The following is a 17,678-nucleotide window of genomic DNA, read 5'->3' as shown; positions in this document are numbered from 1 at the left end:
GTCAGTCGTCCGGTGCCGTCTCGGTGGCCTGGGCGGCGGCCATCATCGCGTTGTGCGCGGAGCGCAGGAGGTCCTCGCCGCCCCGGATGTCCTCGTCGGGGAAGGCGGCGACCCCGAAGACCGCGTGGATGCCGCCCTCGGCCATGGTCACCTCGGCGAAGGCGTCGCCGAGGCGGCGGGAGACCAGCTCGGCGCCAGCGCGGTCGGTCTCGGGCAGGAGCAGGACGAACTCCGCCTCGTCGAGGCGGAAGATCCGATCGACGGTGCGGATGGTCTCCCGCATCTGCTTCACGGCCTCGCGCAGGACGGCGTCGCTCGCGTCCTTGCCCAGCTTCTCGCGGGCCTCGTGGTAGCTCTCGACCGAGCAGAGGACGGCCGAGAGCGGCCGGCCGTAGCGGCGGGCGCGGGTCATCTCGTGATCGAGGTGGGCGTGGAGCTGGGCGTAGACCCCGGCGCCGGTGACCGGATCGGTGCCCACCCCGCGAGCCAGGGCCTCCTGGGCCTCGCGGAGCTTCTGCTGGTAGAGCCCCACCTGGATGGCCGAGCGGATCCGGGTCTCGAGCTCGTAGAGCTTGAAGGGCTTGGGCAGGAAGTCGTCGGCGCCCAGCTCGATGCCCCGCAGCTTGGTGTCGATGTCCGAGATCGAGGTCACCAGGATGACCGGGATCTCCCGGGAGCGGGGGTCGTACTTCAGTGACTCGAGGAGCGCGAAGCCGTCGTCGTCCGAGATGGCGATCTCGAGGAGGATGACGTCCGGGCGATCCCTGCCGATGGCGTCGCCGGCGGCCTTGCCGCTGCGGGCGGAGGACACGACGAAGCCCAGGCTCCGGCAGAGCTCGGAGACCAGCGCGACGTTCGCGTCGTCGTCGTCGACGATGAGGACCTTCTCGCCAGCCATCAGGGGATGTGGGTGTGACGGTCGTAGTTGTCGAAGCGGGTGAACTCTTCGAAGAAGATCAGCTCGACGGTCCCGGTGGGGCCGTTTCGCTGCTTGGCGATGATCACCTCCGCGATGCCCTCCCGCTCGGGGGAGGGGGCGCCCTCGGTGGGGTTCCGGTCCTCGCGGTGGATGAACATGATGATGTCCGCGTCCTGCTCGATGGCGCCGGACTCCCGCAGGTCGGACATCATCGGCCGCTTGTCCTTGCGCTGCTCGACGCCGCGGTTCAGCTGGGAGAGGGCGAGGACCGGGACCTCGAGCTCCTTGGCCAGCTCCTTCAGCCCCCGGGAGATGGAGGCGATCTCCTGCTCGCGGCTGTCGGAGCGCGGGCCCCGCATCAGCTGGAGGTAGTCGATGACGATCAGGTCCAGCCCGTGCTTGGCCTTCATCCGGCGGCACTTGCTGCGCACCTGGGTCAGGGTGATCGAGGGCGTGTCGTCGATGTGGATCCCGGCCCCGCTCAGGCGCTCGGCGGCGTTGCCCAGCTTGTTCCAGTCCCCCGAGGGGATCTTGCCGGTGCGCAGGAAGTCGGCCCGCACCCTTCCTTCGGCGGAGAGGAGCCGCATCACCAGGGAGATGGTCGTCATCTCCAGGGAGAAGACCGCCACCTTCGCCCGGGGCTCGGCCCGCAGGGCGGCGTTCGCCACCAGGTTCAGGGCCAGGGCCGTCTTCCCCATCGAGGGGCGGGCGGCGAGGATGAGGAGGTCGCCGCGCTGGAGGCCCGCGGTCTTCTTGTCGAGGTCGAGGTAGCCGGTCGAGACGCCGGTGATGTCGCTCTGCTGGGCGAAGCGGTCCTGGAGGACCTTGAAGGCCTCCGGCGCCACGGAGGAGACCGGGACCAGGGTGCGGTCCTGCTTCTCCTGGGTCACGCCGAAGACCAGGCTCTCGGCGCGGTCGAGGAAGTCCTTGATGTCCGAGGGGCTGTCGAGGCCCTCGGTCTGGATGTCGGCCGCCGCCTGGATGAGCCGCCGCAGGACGGCCTTCTCCTGGATGATGCTGGCGTAGCTGACGGCGTGGGAGGCGGTCGGGACCCCCGCGTCGAGGCCGGCGAGGTAGTCGACGCCCCCGACCGCGTCCAGCTCGTCCCGGTCCTTCAGGTACTCGGTGAGGGTGACCAGGTCGATCGGCATGTTGTTCGCCGAGAGCTGGGTCATCGCCTCGAAGATCCGGCCGTGGGAGGGGCGGTAGAAGTCGCCCGGGGTCAGCGTGCCCTCGATGTCCGCGAGGATCTCGGCGTCGAGCAGGACGCCGCCCAGGACGCTCCGTTCTGCGTCCAGGGAGTGGGGGAGGGTGCGGCCGGTGGGGTTCATCTGGCTCGAAGGTACCCGGGGCGCACGATCGGATCCAGAATGATCCGCACCTCGGGGCCGAAAATCAGGTAGTTGGCTCACCCTGCCGGCGGTGCTATGGATACCCAAGCAACGCTGGCCCATGGCTTTGGCCGGCAGGAGGAAAGGTTTTGCTTCACGGCTGGGAGCTCATCGTCGTCGTCCTCGTGGTGCTCCTCCTCTTCGGAGCGAAGAAGATCCCGGAGCTCGGCAAGGGCCTGGGCGAGGGGATCCGCTCGTTCAAGAAGGGCATCGCCGAGGCTGACGCGGCCCAGGCTGACTCCGGGGAGGCCGAGCAGGTCGAGGGGGAGAAGAAGGACGAGGAGAAGGACCCCAAGCTCCTGACCTGAGGTCCCCCTCCCGACCCTCCCTCTCATGGCCGACCGAAAGCTCAGCCGGAGAGACCTCTTCCGGGTCTTCGGCCGCCGCGTGGAGAAGGTGGCCAACCGCACCGTCGCCGTGGCGCGCCCCGCCGGCGGGCTGGCCTTCCTGCGGCCCCCGGGCTTCACCGGAAAGGGCACCGAGGCCTGCCGGGACTGCGTGGCGTGCCTCGAGGCCTGCCCCCGCGAGTCGATCTTCCCGATGAAGCGGGGCGCCAGCCCCGACCACACGCCCCTGATCGACCCCACCAAGGCCCCCTGCGTCCTCTGCGACGACCTCCCCTGCATCCAGGCCTGCCCCTCGGGCGTGCTGGCGCCGGTGCCCCGGGAGGAGGTGCGCATGGCGGTGGCCGAGATCATCGAGGATCGCTGCCGCCACGCGGAGGGGAAGGCCTGTCTGGACTGCTTCCGAGCCTGCCCCCTTCCCCAGATCGCGATGCGCGTGGAGAAGGTGGAGTACGGACTGAAACCCGGGGTCATCCCGGACGGCTGTACGGGCTGTGGGAACTGCCTCTACAGCTGTCCGGAGCGACCCCGGGCGATGCGGATGGTGCCGGTGCTGGCTACTCCGCGACGACCCACACCCGGATCTTCGGGCTGACCTCGGGGTGCAGGCGGACCTGCACCTCGTAGACGCCCAGATCCTTGATCGCCTCGGCGAGGCGGATCTGCCGGCGCTGGATCGAGTGACCCTCGGCCTGCAGGGCCTCGTTGATGTCGCGAGCGGTGACCGAGCCGAAGAGCTTGTCCTGCTCACCCACCTTGCGGGTGATGGTGATGGGCAGGCCCTCGATCTTGGCGCTGAGCTCGGAGGCCGCGCCGTGGAGCTTGGCCAGCTGCTGCCGGATGAGGCGACGCTCGTGCTCGATCTTCTTGACGTTCTTCTCGTCCGCCTGGACCGCGAGGCCCTGGGGGATGAGGTAGTTACGCGCGAAGCCCGGCTTGACGTTGACGATCTCGCCCACGTCGCCGAGGTGCTGCACGTCCTCTCTGAGAATGACCTTCATTGCATGGTCTCCTTGAAGTGCAGCGGCGTCAGCCGGTGACGGTGTAGGGGATCAGGGCGATGATCCGCGCCCGCTTCAGCGCCGTGCTCATGTGGCGCTGGTGCTTGGCGCAGTTGCCGCTGATCCGGCGGGGAATGATCTTGCCCCGCTCGGTGATGAAGTACTTGAGCGTCGACGGGTCCTTGTAGTCCAGCTTCGCGTCCTTGTCGGCGCAGAAGCGGCAGAAGCGGCGACGGCTGAATCCTCTTCCCTTGGGTGCCATGATTAGCGATCTCCGTAGTCGTTGTTGCGGTCACGCCGGAAGCCACCACGGCCCCGACCACCACCATCGCGGTCGTCGCGGTCGTCGCGGTCATCACGATCCTCGCGGTCCTCGCGCGGCGGCGGGGAGACGGGAGTCGGCGCGGTGGCGCGAGAGGGACGGTCGCCGCGGCGGGCGTCGCCCCGCTCCTCGATGACGACGTGCTTGGTCGCCTCGGTCACGGCCGGGCGGGCCTCCGGGTCGACGGCGTCGTCGAGGATGATGGTCTGCCAGCGGATCACCTCCTCGGAGAGGCGCATGTTCCGCTCCATCTCCTTGACGAGCTCCTTGCCACCCAGGAACTGCATGTAGATGTAGGTGGCCTTGGCCTTCTTCTGGATGGGGTAGGCCAGACGGCGCAGGCCCCAGTTGTCCATCTTGACGACCTTCCCGCCCTGCTCGCCGACCAGGTCACGGTAGCGGTGGACGATCTTGTCGACGGAGGGCTCTTCTACGCCCTGGTCGATGAGGTACACGACCTCGTATTCGCGACGCATATGCGCCGGCGTCTGGATGCGCGGCATCGAGTGTCTCCTCTCGGTTCTCTCGAGATTGCTTGAGGAGCCCCCGGTCAAGGTGCCGGGAGCGAGGGACTCCTGCCGGGTATTCCCTGCAGGAAGGGGCGCTTCTATCGTCCCGGGCGCGGGCTGTAAAGGCCGGATATCCGGCGGCAGGGGCCCGGGAGGTCGATTTTCCTTCCCGGGGGCCCTCCCGGCGGGTAAAAGGGCGTCTCACAGCGGGTCGCGAAGGTAGTTCCTCTCATGATCGTCCGGGCACTCCGCTGGGCCCCGATCACCGCAGCCCTCCTCGGCCTGGCCCTCCCGCCAGCCGCCGCCGCCGCCCCCAACGAGGTCGGGATCTGTGCCCACGACGGGCGCGTGCCCTTCCTCGACGCCGCCGTCGACATGGGCCTGGGCTGGGTGCGCCTCGATGGGAACTGGTTCTTCCACGAGCCCGCCGACGATCAGTACCGCTGGGGCTACCTGGAGGACGCCGTCCGGGCCGCCCACCAGCGGGGCCTGAAGGTCTTCATCACCCTGGCCTATACCCCCGAGTGGGTGCCCCGCCGGCCCAGCGCCGAGGCGGGGAGCCACAACGACGTGCCGGTGGGGGACGCCGAGTGGCGGGACTTCGTCACCGACGCCGTCACCCACTTCCGTGCCCTGGGGGTCACCCACTTCGGGATGTGGAACGAGCCGAACCTCGACGGCTTCTTCGACGGTGACGCCGACGAGTACGTCAGCCTCATCCTCCTGCCGGGGGCCGAGGCCCTGCGGGCCGCCTGCGCCGACTGCAAGGTCCTGGGGCCCGACCTGGCGAACGTCGGGGACTGCGACGACTTCCTGGACCGGGTGCTGACCCTCACCCCCCCGGGGACCTTCGACATCCTGACCCACCACATCTACAACGGCTTCCAGGAGATGGGTAAGCAGATCTGGGACGGGGATCGCTTCCACGAGGCCCTCGAGCAGCAGCGCTTCTCCTGGACCCGGCGCGGTCTGCGGCAGGTCCTCGACGCCCACGGTTACACCGGCGAGGTCTGGATCACCGAGACCGGCTACCGGGCCACCCCGGGGGACGCCGGCGAGGAGAGCCGGCAGAAGCAGCACCTGGACCTGGTCTTCGACTACCAGCTCGCCCGGGACTGGTGGACCAACACCTTCATCTACGAGTCCAGCGACTGCGGCCCGGACCAGCCGGGGTGCACCATCGACGGCTACGGGCTGATGCGGGCGACCGCCGGTCAGCCGGGCAGCCGCAGCTACCCCGGTGACTTCCGCCTCAAGCCGGCCCTCGGTGGGGTGGGGGACTACGTCGCCACCCACCCCGCGATCGGCCTGCCCGATCCCGTCTGCCTGGACGGGATCGACAACGACGGGGACGGCCTCACGGACGGGATGGACCTGGGCTGCACGGGGCCGGGCGACGCGGACGAGCTGGGCGATCCGCCGCCCCGCGTCGTGGAGGTCTACCGCTCGGCCGGGCACATCCTCGATGGGGACCTGGGGGACCTCGGGGCGGGCGGTGAGCTCGCCCTCGGCGCCGGTGACTGGCAGGGCAGCGGCGCGCCGGGCGCGGCGGACCTCTCGGCCACCCTGCGGGTGCGCTGGCTCCCCGACCGCCTGGTCTTCGGCCTCGAGGTCGAGGACGACCGGCACGTCAACGAGCGGAGCCCCGACACCCTCTGGGCCGGCGACAGCCTGCAGCTGGCCTTCGACCTGGGGGGCAACGGCGGCGTCGGCTACGACGGAGTGGACGATCACGAGCTCACCTTCGCCCTGGGCGGGGCCGGTCCGCTGGGCCACCGGGGGACGGGGCCCTCCCAGGCCACCGACGCCTGGGAGCTCGCCATCGAGCGGCGCGGCACCCGCACGATCTACGAGATAGCGCTCCTGGAGTCCGCGCTCCCCGGCCTCCCCCTGGCCGCGGGCGCCGAGGTCGCCTTCTCCTTCCTGATCAACGAGGACGACGGCGCCGGCCGGGAGGGCTGGCTGGAGCTCGGACCCGGGATCGGCGACGGCAAGGTGCCCGGCTACTTCGGGCGCCTGCGCCTCCTCGGTGAGGTGCGGGGCGGCGGCGGCGCCACCGACGGCGGCACCCCGGACGGGGGCGGCACGCCGGACGCCGGTGGCACGCCGGACGGTGGGGGCGCTCCCGACGGAGGCGCCCTGAGCGACGGGGGAGGCACCCCCGACGGCGGCTGGGCCTGGCCGGACGGCGGCGAGACCCCGGTCGACGCCGGCGACGGAAGCACGACGCCCCCGCGAACCGGCTGCGACTCGGGGTCGAGCAGCGGGTCGGCGGGGGCGCTGTGGGCCCTCGTGCTGACGGGCCTGCTGGCTATCCGGCGGAGAGCCTACTGACCGCTGAAGAGGTCGAGGCCATAGGCCGCGATCAGCGGCGCGATGACCAGGGCCACCACGCTCATCAGCTTGATGAGGATGTTGAGGCTCGGACCGGCGGTGTCCTTGAAGGGGTCGCCGACGGTGTCGCCGATGACCGCGGCCTTGTGGCGCTCGGAGCCCTTGCCTCTACCCTCGGCCTCGTCCCGGGGCTCCTCCTCGATCTGCTTCTTGGCGTTGTCCCAGGCGCCGCCCGCGTTGGCCATGAAGATGGCCAGCAGGACGCCGGAGACGAGCACGCCGGCCAGCAGGCCGCCGAGGGTGCCGCCGGTCTTGTCGAGGAAGCCGACGAGGACCGGGACGCTGACGGCCATCAGGCCGGGGAGGACCATCTCCTTGATGGCGGCGGCGGTCGAGATCTCGACGCACTTGGCGTACTCGGCCTTCGCCTTGCCCTCCATCAGACCCTCGATCTCGCGGAACTGACGGCGGACCTCTTCGATCATCTTGTTGGCGGCGCGGCCGACGGCCTTCATCGCCATGGAGGAGAAGAGGTAGGGGAGCATGGCGCCGACGAGGAGGCCGGCCATGATGTTGGGCCGGGTCACGTCGATCTCGGTGAGCCCGACCTGCTTCTGGAAGGCCGAGAAGAGGGCCAGGGCCGTCAGGGCGGCGGAGCCGATGGCGAAGCCCTTGCCGATGGCGGCGGTGGTGTTGCCCACGGCGTCCAGCTTGTCGGTGCGGCCGCGGACCTCCTTGGGCAGCTCGGACATCTCGGCGATGCCGCCGGCGTTGTCGGCGATGGGACCGTAGGCGTCGACCGCCAGCTGGATGCCGGTGGTGGAGAGCATGCCCAGCGCCGCGATGGCGATGCCGTAGAGGCCGGCGGAGAAGAAGGCCACGAGGATCGCGGCGGAGATGACGAGGATGGGCAGCGCGGTCGAGACCATGCCCACCGAGACGCCGGCGATGATGTTGGTGGCCGGGCCGGTGCTGGAGTCGGCGACGATCGAGTTCACCGGGCCCTTGCCCATGGCGCAGTAGTGCTCGGTGATGAAGCCCACCGCCAGGCCGGCCACCAGGCCGCCGATGGTGGCGAAGAAGACGCCCCTCGGGGTGTAGGCGGTGCCGCCATCGGAGAACTGGAAGCTCTCGGGCAGCAGGCCGGTGATGATGAAGTAGGAGACGACCAGCATGATGACCGCGGCGCCGATGGTGCCGCCGTCGAGGGCGCGCTGCGGGTTGCCACCCTCCTTCACGCGGACGAAGAAGACGCCCACGATCGAGACGATGATGCCGGCCGCGGCGATGTAGAGGGGCACGTAGACCGCCTCGGGGACGAACTTGCCGCCGGCGACGAGGGTGGCGCCCAGGATCATCGCGCCGATGATGGAGCCGACGTAGGACTCGAAGAGGTCGGCGCCCATGCCGGCCACGTCACCCACGTTGTCACCGACGTTGTCGGCAATGGTGGCGGGGTTCCGCGGGTCGTCCTCGGGGATGCCGGCCTCGACCTTGCCCACGAGGTCGGCGCCCACGTCGGCCGCCTTGGTGTAGATGCCGCCGCCCACGCGGGCGAAGAGGGCGATCGAGGAGGCGCCCAGGGAGAAGCCCGAGAGGACCGTGATCACCCGGAGCATCCCCGCCGAGGACTCGACGCTCTCGAAGACGCCGATGTTGGCGAAGAGGATGAAGAGGGAGCCGAGGCCGAGCACGCCGAGGCCGACCACCGAGAGGCCCATCACCGCGCCGCCGCGGAAGGCGATGGCGAGGGCGCCGGGCAGCCCGGTGCGGGCAGCGTTGGTGGTGCGCACGTTGGCGGCGGTGGCGACCCGCATCCCGAAGAAGCCGGCCAGGGCGGAGCAGATGGCGCCGACCACGAAGGCCAGGGCGACCAGCGGGTGGCTGTCTTCGTTGCCCCAGTAGCCGAAGGCCAGGAGGATGGCCACGGCGACCACGAAGATGGAGAGGGTGCGGTACTCGCGGGCGAGGAAGGCCATGGCGCCGTCACGGATGTGACCGCCGATCTCCTTCATCCGATCGGTGCCTTCGTCCTGCTTGTTGATCCACATCGAGAAGATGAAGGCGGCGACCAGGGACAGGACGCCAGCCACCGGTACCAGGTACACGGGCATGCTCACGGTGAGACTCCTTTGGGGGGAAAGTCGATCCAGCTTCGAGGGCGCCGCGCCGCGGCGCGTCATCGGGGCGAGGATGTTGCAGAGAAAGGGTCGGAATTCAAGACCCTTGCGGTTCGCGGCCCGGATCTAGGCCCGGATCGGGCTTCTGTCGAACGTGGAGGTGGGACATGGCGGCCTTCAGGCCCTCCGCCAGCACCAGCCTCACGGCCTCGGCGGCCCGGTCCAGGTGATCGGGTAGGGTGCGCGCCTCCTCGGCCGAGAAGGCCGAGAGGACATAGGCGGCGGCGTCCAGGGGAGGGGGGGGACGGCCCACCCCGAAGCGCAGGCGAAGGAAGTCCTGGGTGCCCAGGCGCTCGGCGATGGACTTCAGGCCGTTGTGGCCCGCCAGGCCGCCCCCGCTCTTCAGCCGCAGGGTTCCGTAGGGCAGGTCCAGCTCGTCGTGGACGACCAGGATCTGCTCCGGGGGGACCTTGAAGAAGCGAGCCGCCGGGGCGACCGAGTCGCCCGAGCGGTTCATGTAGGTCTGCGGCAGGAGGAGACCGGTGGTCTCCCCCGCCACGGTGGTCTTGGCGAAGTACCCGTCGTAGCGGGCCGCGTCGATGGACGCGCCCGCACGTCGGGCCACCGCCGCCAGGACCATGAAGCCCACGTTGTGGCGGTGGTCTTCGTAGCGTGGGCCCGGGTTGCCCAGGCCCACCACGAGGTACATGGGTCGCTACCTGCGAGCCTAGGCGTCGCCGCCCTCGCCCTCGGCCTCCCCGCCGTCCTCGGCAGGGGCAGCGGCCGCGGCAGCCACGGACCCGACGGGCGCAGCGCCGGCGAGCTCGTCGGTCGCGACGACAGCCTCCTTCTCGGGCGGGGTGATGACCGCGAGGGTGAAGTTGATCTGGAAGACCAGCTCCACCTTCTCGGGCGGCGTCACGTCGGCGATGTGCAGGGAGTCGTTGATGTCCAGCTTCGAGACGTCCACCTCGAGGATCGCGGGGATGTCGGAGGGCAGGCAGCGCACGGTCGCCTCACGCCGGATCTGCGAGAGGATGCCGCCGTTGGTGACGCCCTTCGGGGTCCCGACGAGCTTCACCGGCACATCGGCCTCGAGCTTCTGGTCGAGGCGGATCTCGACGAAGTCGGCGTGGAGGAGCTTGCGGCTCACGGGATCGACCTGCCAGTCCTTCAGCAGGGCGGTCTTCTTCTCGCTGCCTTCCACGTCGAGGGTCAGCACGGTGTTGAAGCGGTGGTCGGAGCCCATCACCATCTTGCGAAGCTCCGCCGGATCGACCGAGATGGCGGCCGGATCGGAGAAGTGGCTGTAGACGACTGCGGGGATGCGGCCCTCGCGGCGGGCGGCGCGGGCGGAGCCCTTGCCGGTGCGGGGCCGGGCCGTGGCGGCGAGAACGGTCTGCGTGCTCATTTCTTACGTCTCCTGTCGGTCCTTCGTTTCAAACGAAGAGTGAAGAGAGAGAATCGGCGGCGTGGATGCGCCGGATGGCCTCTCCGAGTAGCCAAGCCACCGAGAGCACCTGGATCTTGTCGCAAGCCCGGGCCTCGGCGGTGAGGGGAATGGTGTCGGTGATGATGACTTCTTCGATCTCGCTCTCCTGGATGCGCGAGATCGCCGGCCCGGAGAGGACTCCGTGGCTGGCATAGGAGAAGACCCGCTGGGCGCCGTGCTCCTTGAGGGCCTTGGCGGCGTGGGTCAGGGTGCCGGCGGTGTCGATCATGTCGTCGAGGAGGACGGCGGTCTTGCCCTCGACCTCACCGATGACGTGCAGCACCTCGGCGACGTTGGCCTTCACCCGCCGCTTGTCGACGATCGCGATGGAGCAGCCCAGGCGCTTGGAGTAGGCCCGGGCGCGCTCGACGCCGCCGGCGTCGGGCGAGACGATCACGACGTTGGCGGGGTCCTCGAAGCGCTTGCGCATGTGATCGAGGAGCACCGGCATGGCGAAGAGGTGATCGAAGGGCACCTTGAAGAAGCCCTGGATCTGGCCGGCGTGCATGTCCAGCGAGACGACCCGGTCGGCGCCGGCGGTCTCGAGGAGCTGGGCGACGAGCGAGGCGGTGATGGGTGTGCGGGGCCGCACCTTCCGGTCCTGCCGCGCGTAGCCGTAGTAGGGGATCACCGCGGTGATCGACCCGGCCGAGGCCCGCCGGCAGGCGTCCATCATGATGAGCAGCTCCATCAGGTGGTCGTTCGCCTGGGCGCTGGTGCTCTGGACGATGAAGACATCGGTGCCCCGGACGTTGTCGGTGATCTCGATGGAGATCTCCCCGTCGGAGAACCGCTGGACCTCCGCCCGGGAGAGCGGACGGTCGAGGTAGGCGCACACCTCCTTCGCGAGGCTCGGGTTCGAGTTCCCGGCGAAGACCTTGTAGGTGCCTGCGAGCATGGAGCCTAGTCCTCGTCCCCGTCCTGGTCGCCCGACTCCTCGTAGTAGGCGTCGAGGATGGCCTTCTCCATCCAGGCGCGGGTCTCGGTGTTGAGCGGGTGGGCGATGTCCTTGAACGTTCCGTCCTTGCGGCGCTTGGCGGGCATGGCGACGAAGAGTCCGCCATGTCCCTTCACGACCTTCAGGTCCCGGACCACGAAGCAGCCATCGAGAGTGATGGTGACGTAGGCCTTCAGGCGATCCTCCTGGACCGGGAAGATCCTGACTTCAGTGATTTCCATGTTTCCCCCGATGGCGGGCACGTGAGGTGGAGAGACTCCCGCCAGATGTGGTGTCGGTGCTCGTTGCAGTTCCATCTGCGTCGGCTCCACCGGCATTGCTCGTTCACGCGAGCACCCCGCATGGGACCTCCGACCCGCTCTGCGGACCCGGGGGCCCGAGAGAGGTGCAGACCGGGGGCTTCTACCGGGAGGGAATCACCCTGTCAATCAATGGAATCCGGGCCCCGTCGGAAAGGCCGTGCACGTGCACGTGCACGTACACGTTCACGGGTTCTCCGGGGTTTCCGGGGGGGCCGATGGGCTCCCCTCGGATTCGGCTTCCATTGCGGCCGGGACCGTAAGGGGAACTCCCCAGGTCACCCGGGGTCCCCGGCCTCCGACCGGGGCCTCGACCTCGTTCTCCCCGGCCGAGAGGTGCAGGCGGGTCCGGCCGAGGGTGTCGGGTACCCCGGTCCGGCCCTCGAGGCGGGGCAGCAGGTCCCGGGCGGCCGGGTGGGGCAGGGGGCGCCCCTGCCAGGCCCGCAGCCGGATCCCGGCCAGGCCCAGGAGGGAGGGCACCCGGTAGACCCGGTGGCCGGGCAGGAGCCGCTCGAAGGGCGCGCCGTGCACCGGCCCGTGGCCGACGATCAGGACCTGCCGGGCGCTCTCCAGCACCTCGGCCGCCGGATGCAGCAACTCCGTCGCCAGCCTCTGGCAGGCCTCCGGGAGCTCCGGAGCCGGGGGATCCTCGGCCACCGGCCAGGCGGCCCAGCAGGCCTCGATGGCCCCTTCCAGCTCGTCCCCTCCGGCCAGGGTATGGGCCGTGCGGGACTCCTCGGTCATCACCAGCAGCCCCCCGTGCTCCTCGCCGCTCACGTAGACCAGCAGCACCTCGGGGCCGGCCAGCACCGCCGTGGCCGCGTCGTCGAGGGCCTCCAGCTCGCCGGGGAGCCAGTCGAGGAGGAGGGGCGCGCCGGCCATCCAGCCCGGCCCCGCCTGCTCGAGGGCCTCGGCCTCCTCGGCGCGGCCCGGGGCCAGCTTGCGGACCTCGGTACCCCAGGCCAGGCGGCTGCGCTCGGTGAGGCTCCGCAGGTCCTCCAGGCGCTCGCGGGCGCTCTCGTTCTCGGCCACCTCGGCCAGCTGGGCCGGGGTCGCCCCGGCCGCCAGCAGGGCCCGCAGGGCCTCGCGGCCGTGGAGGCGGGTGGCCGCCGCCGCGGCCCGACCGTAGTCGGCGGGCAGGCCCTCCTGCTCCCAGCGAGCCAGGGCCTCGACGAAGAGGCGCAGGTAGATCGCGTCCAGGGCCTCGGGGGCCAGGCCCACCGCCGCCCAGAGCCCCGCCGCCGTGGCGGCGCGCTCCAGGTGATGGATCGTGCCGGCCGCGTCGCCGGCGGCCATCGCGATCCGGGCTCGCATCAGGCGGGCCAGGGCGCCCAGGTCGTCGTGTCCCTGCCGGGTCGAGCGCATCTCCGCCTGCCGGGCGTGGAGGTCGGCCCGGGACAGGAGCTCGGGATCGTTCTGATCGAGGTAGTGGCCGGCCAGCACGATCTCCCGGGCGCTCCAGCAGCGGGGATCCCGCTCGTCGAAGGCGCGCTCGAGGGAGAGGAGGAGATCGGCGTCGTCGTAGCCCTCGGGCAGCTCACCGAGGCAGTCGTGGGTGAGGGCGTCGAGGTCGGAGGAGAGGGAGGGGATGCTCCGCTCGCGGGTGGTGGTGGGGGTCGGCTCGAGCCTGGGGGCGGAAACGGTGTGCGCGGGGCACCCGGCGGCGAGCAAGGAGAGGCCGAGCACGAGGACGTGTACGTGTACGTGTACGGATCTCATCCGAGGAACCCGTGCATCACCCAGGGATCTGTTCGCGCGGTCCACGTGCACGTCTACGTACACGTCCACGGCTTCTCCCGTGGGCCTCATGCTCTGGATGGACCCCCGTGGAGCTCCGGAGTTCCGATCTCCCCTTCCACATGCGCCACCACCGTCGCCCCCGAAGAATCACTCCACACATTCACCGCCGTCCGCATCATGTCGAGCGGACGATCCACGGCCCAGAGCAGGGCGGTCAGCTCGAGGGGGAGCCCCACCGCCTCGAAGATGATGACCATCATCACCAGGCCGGCGTGGGGGATCCCGGCGGCGCCGATGCTCACCAGCAGGGCGAGGGTCACGATGGTCAGCTGAGCGCCGAAGCCCAGGGCGAACTCGGGATGCGCGGTGGCGAAGACCTGGGCGACGAAGAGGGTGGCGACGCACTCGTAGAGGGCGGTGCCGTCCATGTTCACGGTGGCGCCCAGGGGCAGGACGAAGCTCGAGACCTTGTTGCTGACGCCGACCCCCCGCTCCAGGCGCTCCATCGTCACCGGCAGGGTTCCGCTGGAGGAGGCGGTCGAGAAGGCGGTCAGCAGGGCCGGGCTCATGGCCTGCATCACCCGGAAGGGGTTCCGGCGGGTGGCCAGCCAGATCAGCGAGGGGAGGGTGACGAAGGCGTGGAGGGCGAGGGCCAGGCCGACGGTGCCCACGTAGCCCATCAGGTCCACGAAGACCGAGGGGCCGGTGCTCGCCACCAGGCGGGCGATGAGGGCGGCGATGCCGAGGGGGGCGAGCTTGATGATGAAGGAGGTCATCTCCAGCATCACGGCGAAGGCGCCCTCGAAGAAGCGCTCCACCGGCGCCCGCTTCTCCTCCGGGAGCTTGAGCAGGAAGATCCCGAAGAAGATGGCGAAGACGATCACCGAGAGGAGATCGAACTCGGCCATCGCCTGCACGACGTTCGCCGGGACCATCTCCACGATCATCTTCCAGAAGCCGGCGCCCTCGGTGACGGGGGCCGCCTCGCCGCCCGGCAGGGGCAGGGTCAGGCCGCGCCCCGGTCCGAGGAGGTTCACCAGCAGCAGGCCGGTGAGGATCGCCAGCAGGCTGGTCGTCAGGTACCAGGCGCCGGTCTTCAGGCCGATCTTGCCGAGGCGGCCGAAGTCCTTCAGGCCCACCACTCCGCAGACGAGGGAGAAGAGGACCAGCGGGATCACCACCATCTTCAGGAGGGCGAGGAAGAGGGCCGCCAGGCCGTAGGCGGCGCCCCCGAAGAAGGTCGCCTCGAAGCGGGCGTCGATCGCCCCCTGCACCTGCTTCTGCCGGGCCATCGCCTCGGGCGCCGTCCAGGCGGGGCCGAGGACCTCGGCCCGCGCCTCCTCCTCGAAGGTCTCGAAGTGGACGCGGTTCAGGGCGGTCCCCCAGCCGGCCCCGAGGACCATGCCGAGCAGGATCCAGATGTGGAGGCGGCTGCGGCGCATGGGGGTCCTCATAGCACGGGAGCGAGGTTGTGCCCCATGGAGCGCGGCCTACCTTCTTCCGGAAGTGATGAAGATCTCCAGCCGGTCCACGATCCTCGCCAGCCTCGTGCTGGCGCTCCTGCTCCCCTTCACCCCCGCTTGCGGGCCCGACCCCGAGGGCGGCGACGGCGGGGTGGACGACAGCGGCAGCATCGATGGTGGAGACACCGACGGCGGCGTCGCGGATGGGGGCCTCGTGGACGGTGGCGTCACCGACGGCGGGACCGACGGTGGAGCCACCGATGGCGGCGGCGGCCCGACCGCCCTGACCTTCACCGAGCTCCAGAGCCAGATCTTCTCGGCGCGCTGCGCCAGCGCCGGCTGCCATGGTGGAGGCAACAGCCCCACCCTGAGTGGCGGCGGTGTCTACGCGGGTCTGGTGGGGGTCGCCACCGGCGAGCTCCCCTCGATGAGCTACATCGAGCCGGGCTTCCCGGCCGACAGCTACCTCTACCGGAAGGTCGAGGGCACCCAGGGGTCGGCCTGCACCGACGCCGGGCTCTCGGCCGCGGTCTGTGGGGTCCAGATGCCCCGCAACCAGACCCCGCTCACCGCCGCCCAGCTCGAGGGGCTGCGGCTCTGGATCGAGGAGGGCGCGCTCGACAACTAGCCGAGCTCGACCTGGGTCCAGGTGACGCCGGGGCCGAAGCCCACCTTGCGGACCACCCGCTGGGCGGCCGGGTTGCTGGTCGGCACGAAGGCCGAGAGCCGGGGCATCCGGGCCAGCATGTGCCGGGCCAGCTGCCCCATGCAGAGGGAGGCCAGGCCCCGTCCGCGCGCGTCCGGGTGCGTGTAGATGCCGCCGAGGTGCGCGCCGTGGCGGCTCTCCGCCTCCACCTCCACCCGGAAGGCGATCTCGCCGGGCTGATCCGGGATGTCCACCAGCCAGATCCGCCCGCGGGTGATCTGCTCGCGCAGCCGGTCCATCTCGGCGCCCGTGAGCTCGGGGGTGATCGAGAGGCCCTGCTCCTGCTCCTCGGCCGCGGCCATCTCGAGGGACTGCAGCAGGTCGGGCAGATCCGCGCCGGTCGCCTTGCGCAGGGAGGGGTTCACGTAGGGCCCCATGTCGTCCGGGGTCACCTGGTGCAGGCGCAGCTCGACCTTCGGCACGCCGTTGCGCTCCAGGCCCGCCATCACCCCGGCCACCGCCAGCTGGGTGCCGAGCAGCCGGCGGAGCTCCCGCCTGCGCAGGGCCTCACCGATCTCCATGGCCGCCGCCCGGCTCTTCACCGCCGCCGTCACCGCCACCCCGTCCTGACCGAGGTAAAAAATTCCGACCACGGCGTCGTCCTGGATGCAGGCCTGGAAGTGGGAGGGGCCCTCGGCCTGCAGCAGACCGAGGGTCAGCATCTGCGGCGAGACGTCCTCGAGCAGCAGCGCCTCCAGCTGCCGGGTTCGTGCGGGGGGGACCGGGCCGATCATCGATCCCGTGATGCTAGCAGAGAATCGAAGGGGTTCGAGAAGGGGGCGGGTTTTCACTCCGGGGCAGGGGGCTCCACCGCGCACGCGCACGCGGGAAACTCCTCCAGCCCGGCCTCCCTTGCGCCGCGGAGATCCCTTGGATATCGCGGGGCCCATGGAAAGCCGCCGCAACGGGAAGCGTCTCTTCATCGGCCTCGTCATCGTCGCCGCCCTCGGCGCCATGGTCTGGAGCTCCTTCGCCCCGATGGCCGGGGGGACCACCACCCTCGGCGGCCCCGTCGCCCAGGTCGACCTGGCGGCGTTCACCGAGCACGTCGCCGCGAAGATCCGCGCGGCGCTGCCGGAGCACGAGCTGAAGGTGAAGGGGGAGGGGGCGCTCACCCTCGTCGTGAACGAGGAGACCGAGGCGCAGATCTTCCTCGACAACCTCGTGGCCCAGTGCGGCGCCGACCCCGAGGCTTGCGAGGGCTTCGTGGACGCCCATGTCGCCGCCCTCGTCGAGCAGGTGAAGCGGGCCGCGACGGGCGAGGTCCCGCCCCGGCCCGAGCAGCTGCGCCTCACGCTCAAGAGCGACGCCTACCTCGCGGAGGTCGCCGCCCGCCTCGCCGAGGTGCCGGAGAAGGCCGCCGAGAACGCCCCCGTGACCCGGGCCTTCGGGGGCACCTCGAGCGGGCTGAAGGTCGTGCTCGTCGTGGACCTCCCCGAGAGCCTGCGGATGGCCACCGCCGGGGACCTCGAGGCCCTCGGCATGGACGCCGAGTTCGCCTTCACCCTCGCCCGCCAGAACCTCGAGGCCGTCGACTCGATCGATCCGGCGAAGCCCGAGAAGCTGGGGATGGGCACGAAGGCCCTGGCGCCCGGCGGCGGCCCCGAGCTCTGGAGCCTCGCCACCGAGGACAGCTACGGCGCCGCCCGGGCCCTCCTCACCGCCCGCTGGGAGGCCATCGCCGCCGGGATGCCCGGGCCCCTCGTGGCCGCCTTCCCCCACCGCGACCTCATCCTCTATACCGCGCAGACCGCCACCCCCGGCGAGCGCGACGGCAGCGTCGAGGCGCTGAAGATCCTGGCGAAGGGCATGTACCAGACCGCCCCCTACGGCCTCTCCCCCGAGCTCTTCGTCTGGGCGGGCAAGCAGTGGCTGCCCCTCTCCGAGGCCGGCCCCGAGGGCGCGCCGCAGGCCGGCGCACAGGCCGAAAAGGTCGATTGACACCCCCGCCCCCGCTCCCGTATAAGCCCCTTCCCCGACGCTTCGGCGCCGGAATCCCCGAATATTCCGCAGTAGCTCAGTTGGTAGAGCGGGTGGCTGTTAACCACTAGGTCGGCGGTTCAAGTCCGTCCTGCGGAGC

General features: G+C 70.5%; 17 protein-coding genes, 1 tRNA gene and 1 pseudogene. 6 read left to right on the top strand and 13 right to left on the bottom strand.

Going from position 1 to position 17,678, the window contains the following annotated elements:
• Position 1 precedes the first annotated feature (1 nt).
• Together P1V51_14275 and dnaB are read right to left on the bottom strand one after the other, a co-directional pair.
• On the bottom strand, positions 2-898 hold the full coding sequence (locus P1V51_14275) for a response regulator (GenBank protein ID MDF1564211.1): 897 nt from the start codon (positions 896-898) through the stop codon (positions 2-4).
• Positions 898-2,250, bottom strand: a complete 1,353-nt coding sequence (dnaB, locus tag P1V51_14270) for a replicative DNA helicase (GenBank protein ID MDF1564210.1) — start codon at positions 2,248-2,250, stop codon at positions 898-900. Before dnaB ends, P1V51_14275 begins: the two co-directional genes overlap by 1 nt.
• A 149-nt stretch (positions 2,251-2,399) precedes the next feature.
• On the opposite strand from dnaB, the gene tatA reads away from it, so the two are divergent.
• Both tatA and P1V51_14260 read left to right on the top strand, forming a co-directional pair.
• Positions 2,400-2,618, top strand: a complete 219-nt coding sequence (tatA, locus tag P1V51_14265) for a twin-arginine translocase TatA/TatE family subunit (GenBank protein MDF1564209.1) — start codon at positions 2,400-2,402, stop codon at positions 2,616-2,618.
• 25 nt (positions 2,619-2,643) lie between these two features.
• Positions 2,644-3,249, top strand: coding sequence for a 4Fe-4S dicluster domain-containing protein (locus tag P1V51_14260; GenBank protein MDF1564208.1), 606 nt, complete (start codon positions 2,644-2,646; stop codon positions 3,247-3,249).
• Here P1V51_14260 and rplI read toward each other — a convergent pair.
• The 3 genes and pseudogenes from rplI to rpsF form a co-directional block, all read right to left on the bottom strand.
• On the bottom strand, positions 3,212-3,655 hold the full coding sequence (gene rplI / locus P1V51_14255; GenBank protein MDF1564207.1) for a 50S ribosomal protein L9: 444 nt from the start codon (positions 3,653-3,655) through the stop codon (positions 3,212-3,214). The two genes, P1V51_14260 and rplI, sit on opposite strands and share 38 nt — an antisense overlap.
• 28 nt (positions 3,656-3,683) lie before the next feature.
• Positions 3,684-3,902: pseudogene (gene rpsR / locus P1V51_14250) on the bottom strand (30S ribosomal protein S18).
• A 17-nt stretch (positions 3,903-3,919) separates the two neighbouring features.
• Positions 3,920-4,480: a 30S ribosomal protein S6 gene (gene rpsF, locus P1V51_14245; protein MDF1564206.1), complete on the bottom strand. Its 561-nt coding sequence runs from the start codon at positions 4,478-4,480 to the stop codon at positions 3,920-3,922.
• A gap of 237 nt (positions 4,481-4,717) precedes the next feature.
• On the opposite strand from rpsF, the gene P1V51_14240 reads away from it, so the two are divergent.
• Entirely contained in the window at positions 4,718-6,820 is a 2,103-nt protein-coding gene (locus tag P1V51_14240) for a sugar-binding protein (protein MDF1564205.1), read from the top strand.
• Here P1V51_14240 and P1V51_14235 read toward each other — a convergent pair.
• The 7 genes from P1V51_14235 to P1V51_14205 form a co-directional block, all read right to left on the bottom strand.
• On the bottom strand, positions 6,814-8,934 hold the full coding sequence (locus P1V51_14235; protein MDF1564204.1) for a sodium-translocating pyrophosphatase: 2,121 nt from the start codon (positions 8,932-8,934) through the stop codon (positions 6,814-6,816). The genes P1V51_14240 and P1V51_14235 overlap by 7 nt on opposite strands.
• Positions 8,935-9,037: 103 nt before the next feature.
• Positions 9,038-9,649, bottom strand: coding sequence for an aminoacyl-tRNA hydrolase (pth, locus tag P1V51_14230; protein MDF1564203.1), 612 nt, complete (start codon positions 9,647-9,649; stop codon positions 9,038-9,040).
• A gap of 18 nt (positions 9,650-9,667) precedes the next feature.
• Complete coding sequence (locus tag P1V51_14225) at positions 9,668-10,351, bottom strand: 50S ribosomal protein L25 (GenBank protein ID MDF1564202.1); 684 nt, start codon at positions 10,349-10,351, stop codon at positions 9,668-9,670.
• A gap of 28 nt (positions 10,352-10,379) precedes the next feature.
• Positions 10,380-11,330: a ribose-phosphate pyrophosphokinase gene (locus P1V51_14220; GenBank protein MDF1564201.1), complete on the bottom strand. Its 951-nt coding sequence runs from the start codon at positions 11,328-11,330 to the stop codon at positions 10,380-10,382.
• 5 nt (positions 11,331-11,335) lie between these two features.
• Entirely contained in the window at positions 11,336-11,611 is a 276-nt protein-coding gene (gene spoVG / locus P1V51_14215) for a septation regulator SpoVG (protein MDF1564200.1), read from the bottom strand.
• A 264-nt stretch (positions 11,612-11,875) separates the two neighbouring features.
• Positions 11,876-13,408, bottom strand: a complete 1,533-nt coding sequence (locus tag P1V51_14210; GenBank protein MDF1564199.1) for a hypothetical protein — start codon at positions 13,406-13,408, stop codon at positions 11,876-11,878.
• 86 nt (positions 13,409-13,494) lie between these two features.
• Entirely contained in the window at positions 13,495-14,871 is a 1,377-nt protein-coding gene (locus P1V51_14205; protein MDF1564198.1) for a dicarboxylate/amino acid:cation symporter, read from the bottom strand.
• A 67-nt stretch (positions 14,872-14,938) separates the two neighbouring features.
• On the opposite strand from P1V51_14205, the gene P1V51_14200 reads away from it, so the two are divergent.
• On the top strand, positions 14,939-15,520 hold the full coding sequence (locus tag P1V51_14200; GenBank protein MDF1564197.1) for a hypothetical protein: 582 nt from the start codon (positions 14,939-14,941) through the stop codon (positions 15,518-15,520).
• On the opposite strand, the gene P1V51_14195 is transcribed toward P1V51_14200, so the two are convergent.
• Positions 15,517-16,332: a GNAT family N-acetyltransferase gene (locus P1V51_14195; protein MDF1564196.1), complete on the bottom strand. Its 816-nt coding sequence runs from the start codon at positions 16,330-16,332 to the stop codon at positions 15,517-15,519. The two genes, P1V51_14200 and P1V51_14195, sit on opposite strands and share 4 nt — an antisense overlap.
• 154 nt (positions 16,333-16,486) lie before the next feature.
• On the opposite strand from P1V51_14195, the gene P1V51_14190 reads away from it, so the two are divergent.
• Both P1V51_14190 and P1V51_14185 read left to right on the top strand, forming a co-directional pair.
• Positions 16,487-17,539, top strand: coding sequence for a hypothetical protein (locus P1V51_14190; protein MDF1564195.1), 1,053 nt, complete (start codon positions 16,487-16,489; stop codon positions 17,537-17,539).
• Between the two features lie 65 nt (positions 17,540-17,604).
• Positions 17,605-17,677: transfer RNA gene (locus P1V51_14185), tRNA-Asn, on the top strand.
• Position 17,678 lies beyond the last annotated feature (1 nt).

This window comes from Deltaproteobacteria bacterium (genome assembly GCA_029210625.1).
Classification (GTDB): domain Bacteria; phylum Myxococcota; class Myxococcia; order SLRQ01; family SLRQ01; genus JARGFU01.
Note: the sequence above shows the minus strand (reverse complement) of the source record. Positions and strands in the feature narration are given on the sequence as shown.

Coding starts and splice junctions, on each gene's coding strand:
- P1V51_14275 (MDF1564211.1), bottom strand. CDS start 898: ATGGCTGGCGAGAAGGTCCTCATCGTCGACGACGACGACGCGAACGTC.
- dnaB (MDF1564210.1), bottom strand. CDS start 2,250: ATGAACCCCACCGGCCGCACCCTCCCCCACTCCCTGGACGCAGAACGG.
- P1V51_14260 (MDF1564208.1), top strand. CDS start 2,644: ATGGCCGACCGAAAGCTCAGCCGGAGAGACCTCTTCCGGGTCTTCGGC.
- rplI (MDF1564207.1), bottom strand. CDS start 3,655: ATGAAGGTCATTCTCAGAGAGGACGTGCAGCACCTCGGCGACGTGGGC.
- rpsF (MDF1564206.1), bottom strand. CDS start 4,480: ATGCCGCGCATCCAGACGCCGGCGCATATGCGTCGCGAATACGAGGTC.
- P1V51_14240 (MDF1564205.1), top strand. CDS start 4,718: ATGATCGTCCGGGCACTCCGCTGGGCCCCGATCACCGCAGCCCTCCTC.
- P1V51_14235 (MDF1564204.1), bottom strand. CDS start 8,934: ATGCCCGTGTACCTGGTACCGGTGGCTGGCGTCCTGTCCCTGGTCGCC.
- pth (MDF1564203.1), bottom strand. CDS start 9,649: ATGTACCTCGTGGTGGGCCTGGGCAACCCGGGCCCACGCTACGAAGAC.
- P1V51_14225 (MDF1564202.1), bottom strand. CDS start 10,351: ATGAGCACGCAGACCGTTCTCGCCGCCACGGCCCGGCCCCGCACCGGC.
- P1V51_14220 (MDF1564201.1), bottom strand. CDS start 11,330: ATGCTCGCAGGCACCTACAAGGTCTTCGCCGGGAACTCGAACCCGAGC.
- spoVG (MDF1564200.1), bottom strand. CDS start 11,611: ATGGAAATCACTGAAGTCAGGATCTTCCCGGTCCAGGAGGATCGCCTG.
- P1V51_14210 (MDF1564199.1), bottom strand. CDS start 13,408: ATGAGATCCGTACACGTACACGTACACGTCCTCGTGCTCGGCCTCTCC.
- P1V51_14205 (MDF1564198.1), bottom strand. CDS start 14,871: ATGCGCCGCAGCCGCCTCCACATCTGGATCCTGCTCGGCATGGTCCTC.
- P1V51_14200 (MDF1564197.1), top strand. CDS start 14,939: ATGAAGATCTCCAGCCGGTCCACGATCCTCGCCAGCCTCGTGCTGGCG.
- P1V51_14195 (MDF1564196.1), bottom strand. CDS start 16,332: ATGATCGGCCCGGTCCCCCCCGCACGAACCCGGCAGCTGGAGGCGCTG.
- P1V51_14190 (MDF1564195.1), top strand. CDS start 16,487: ATGGAAAGCCGCCGCAACGGGAAGCGTCTCTTCATCGGCCTCGTCATC.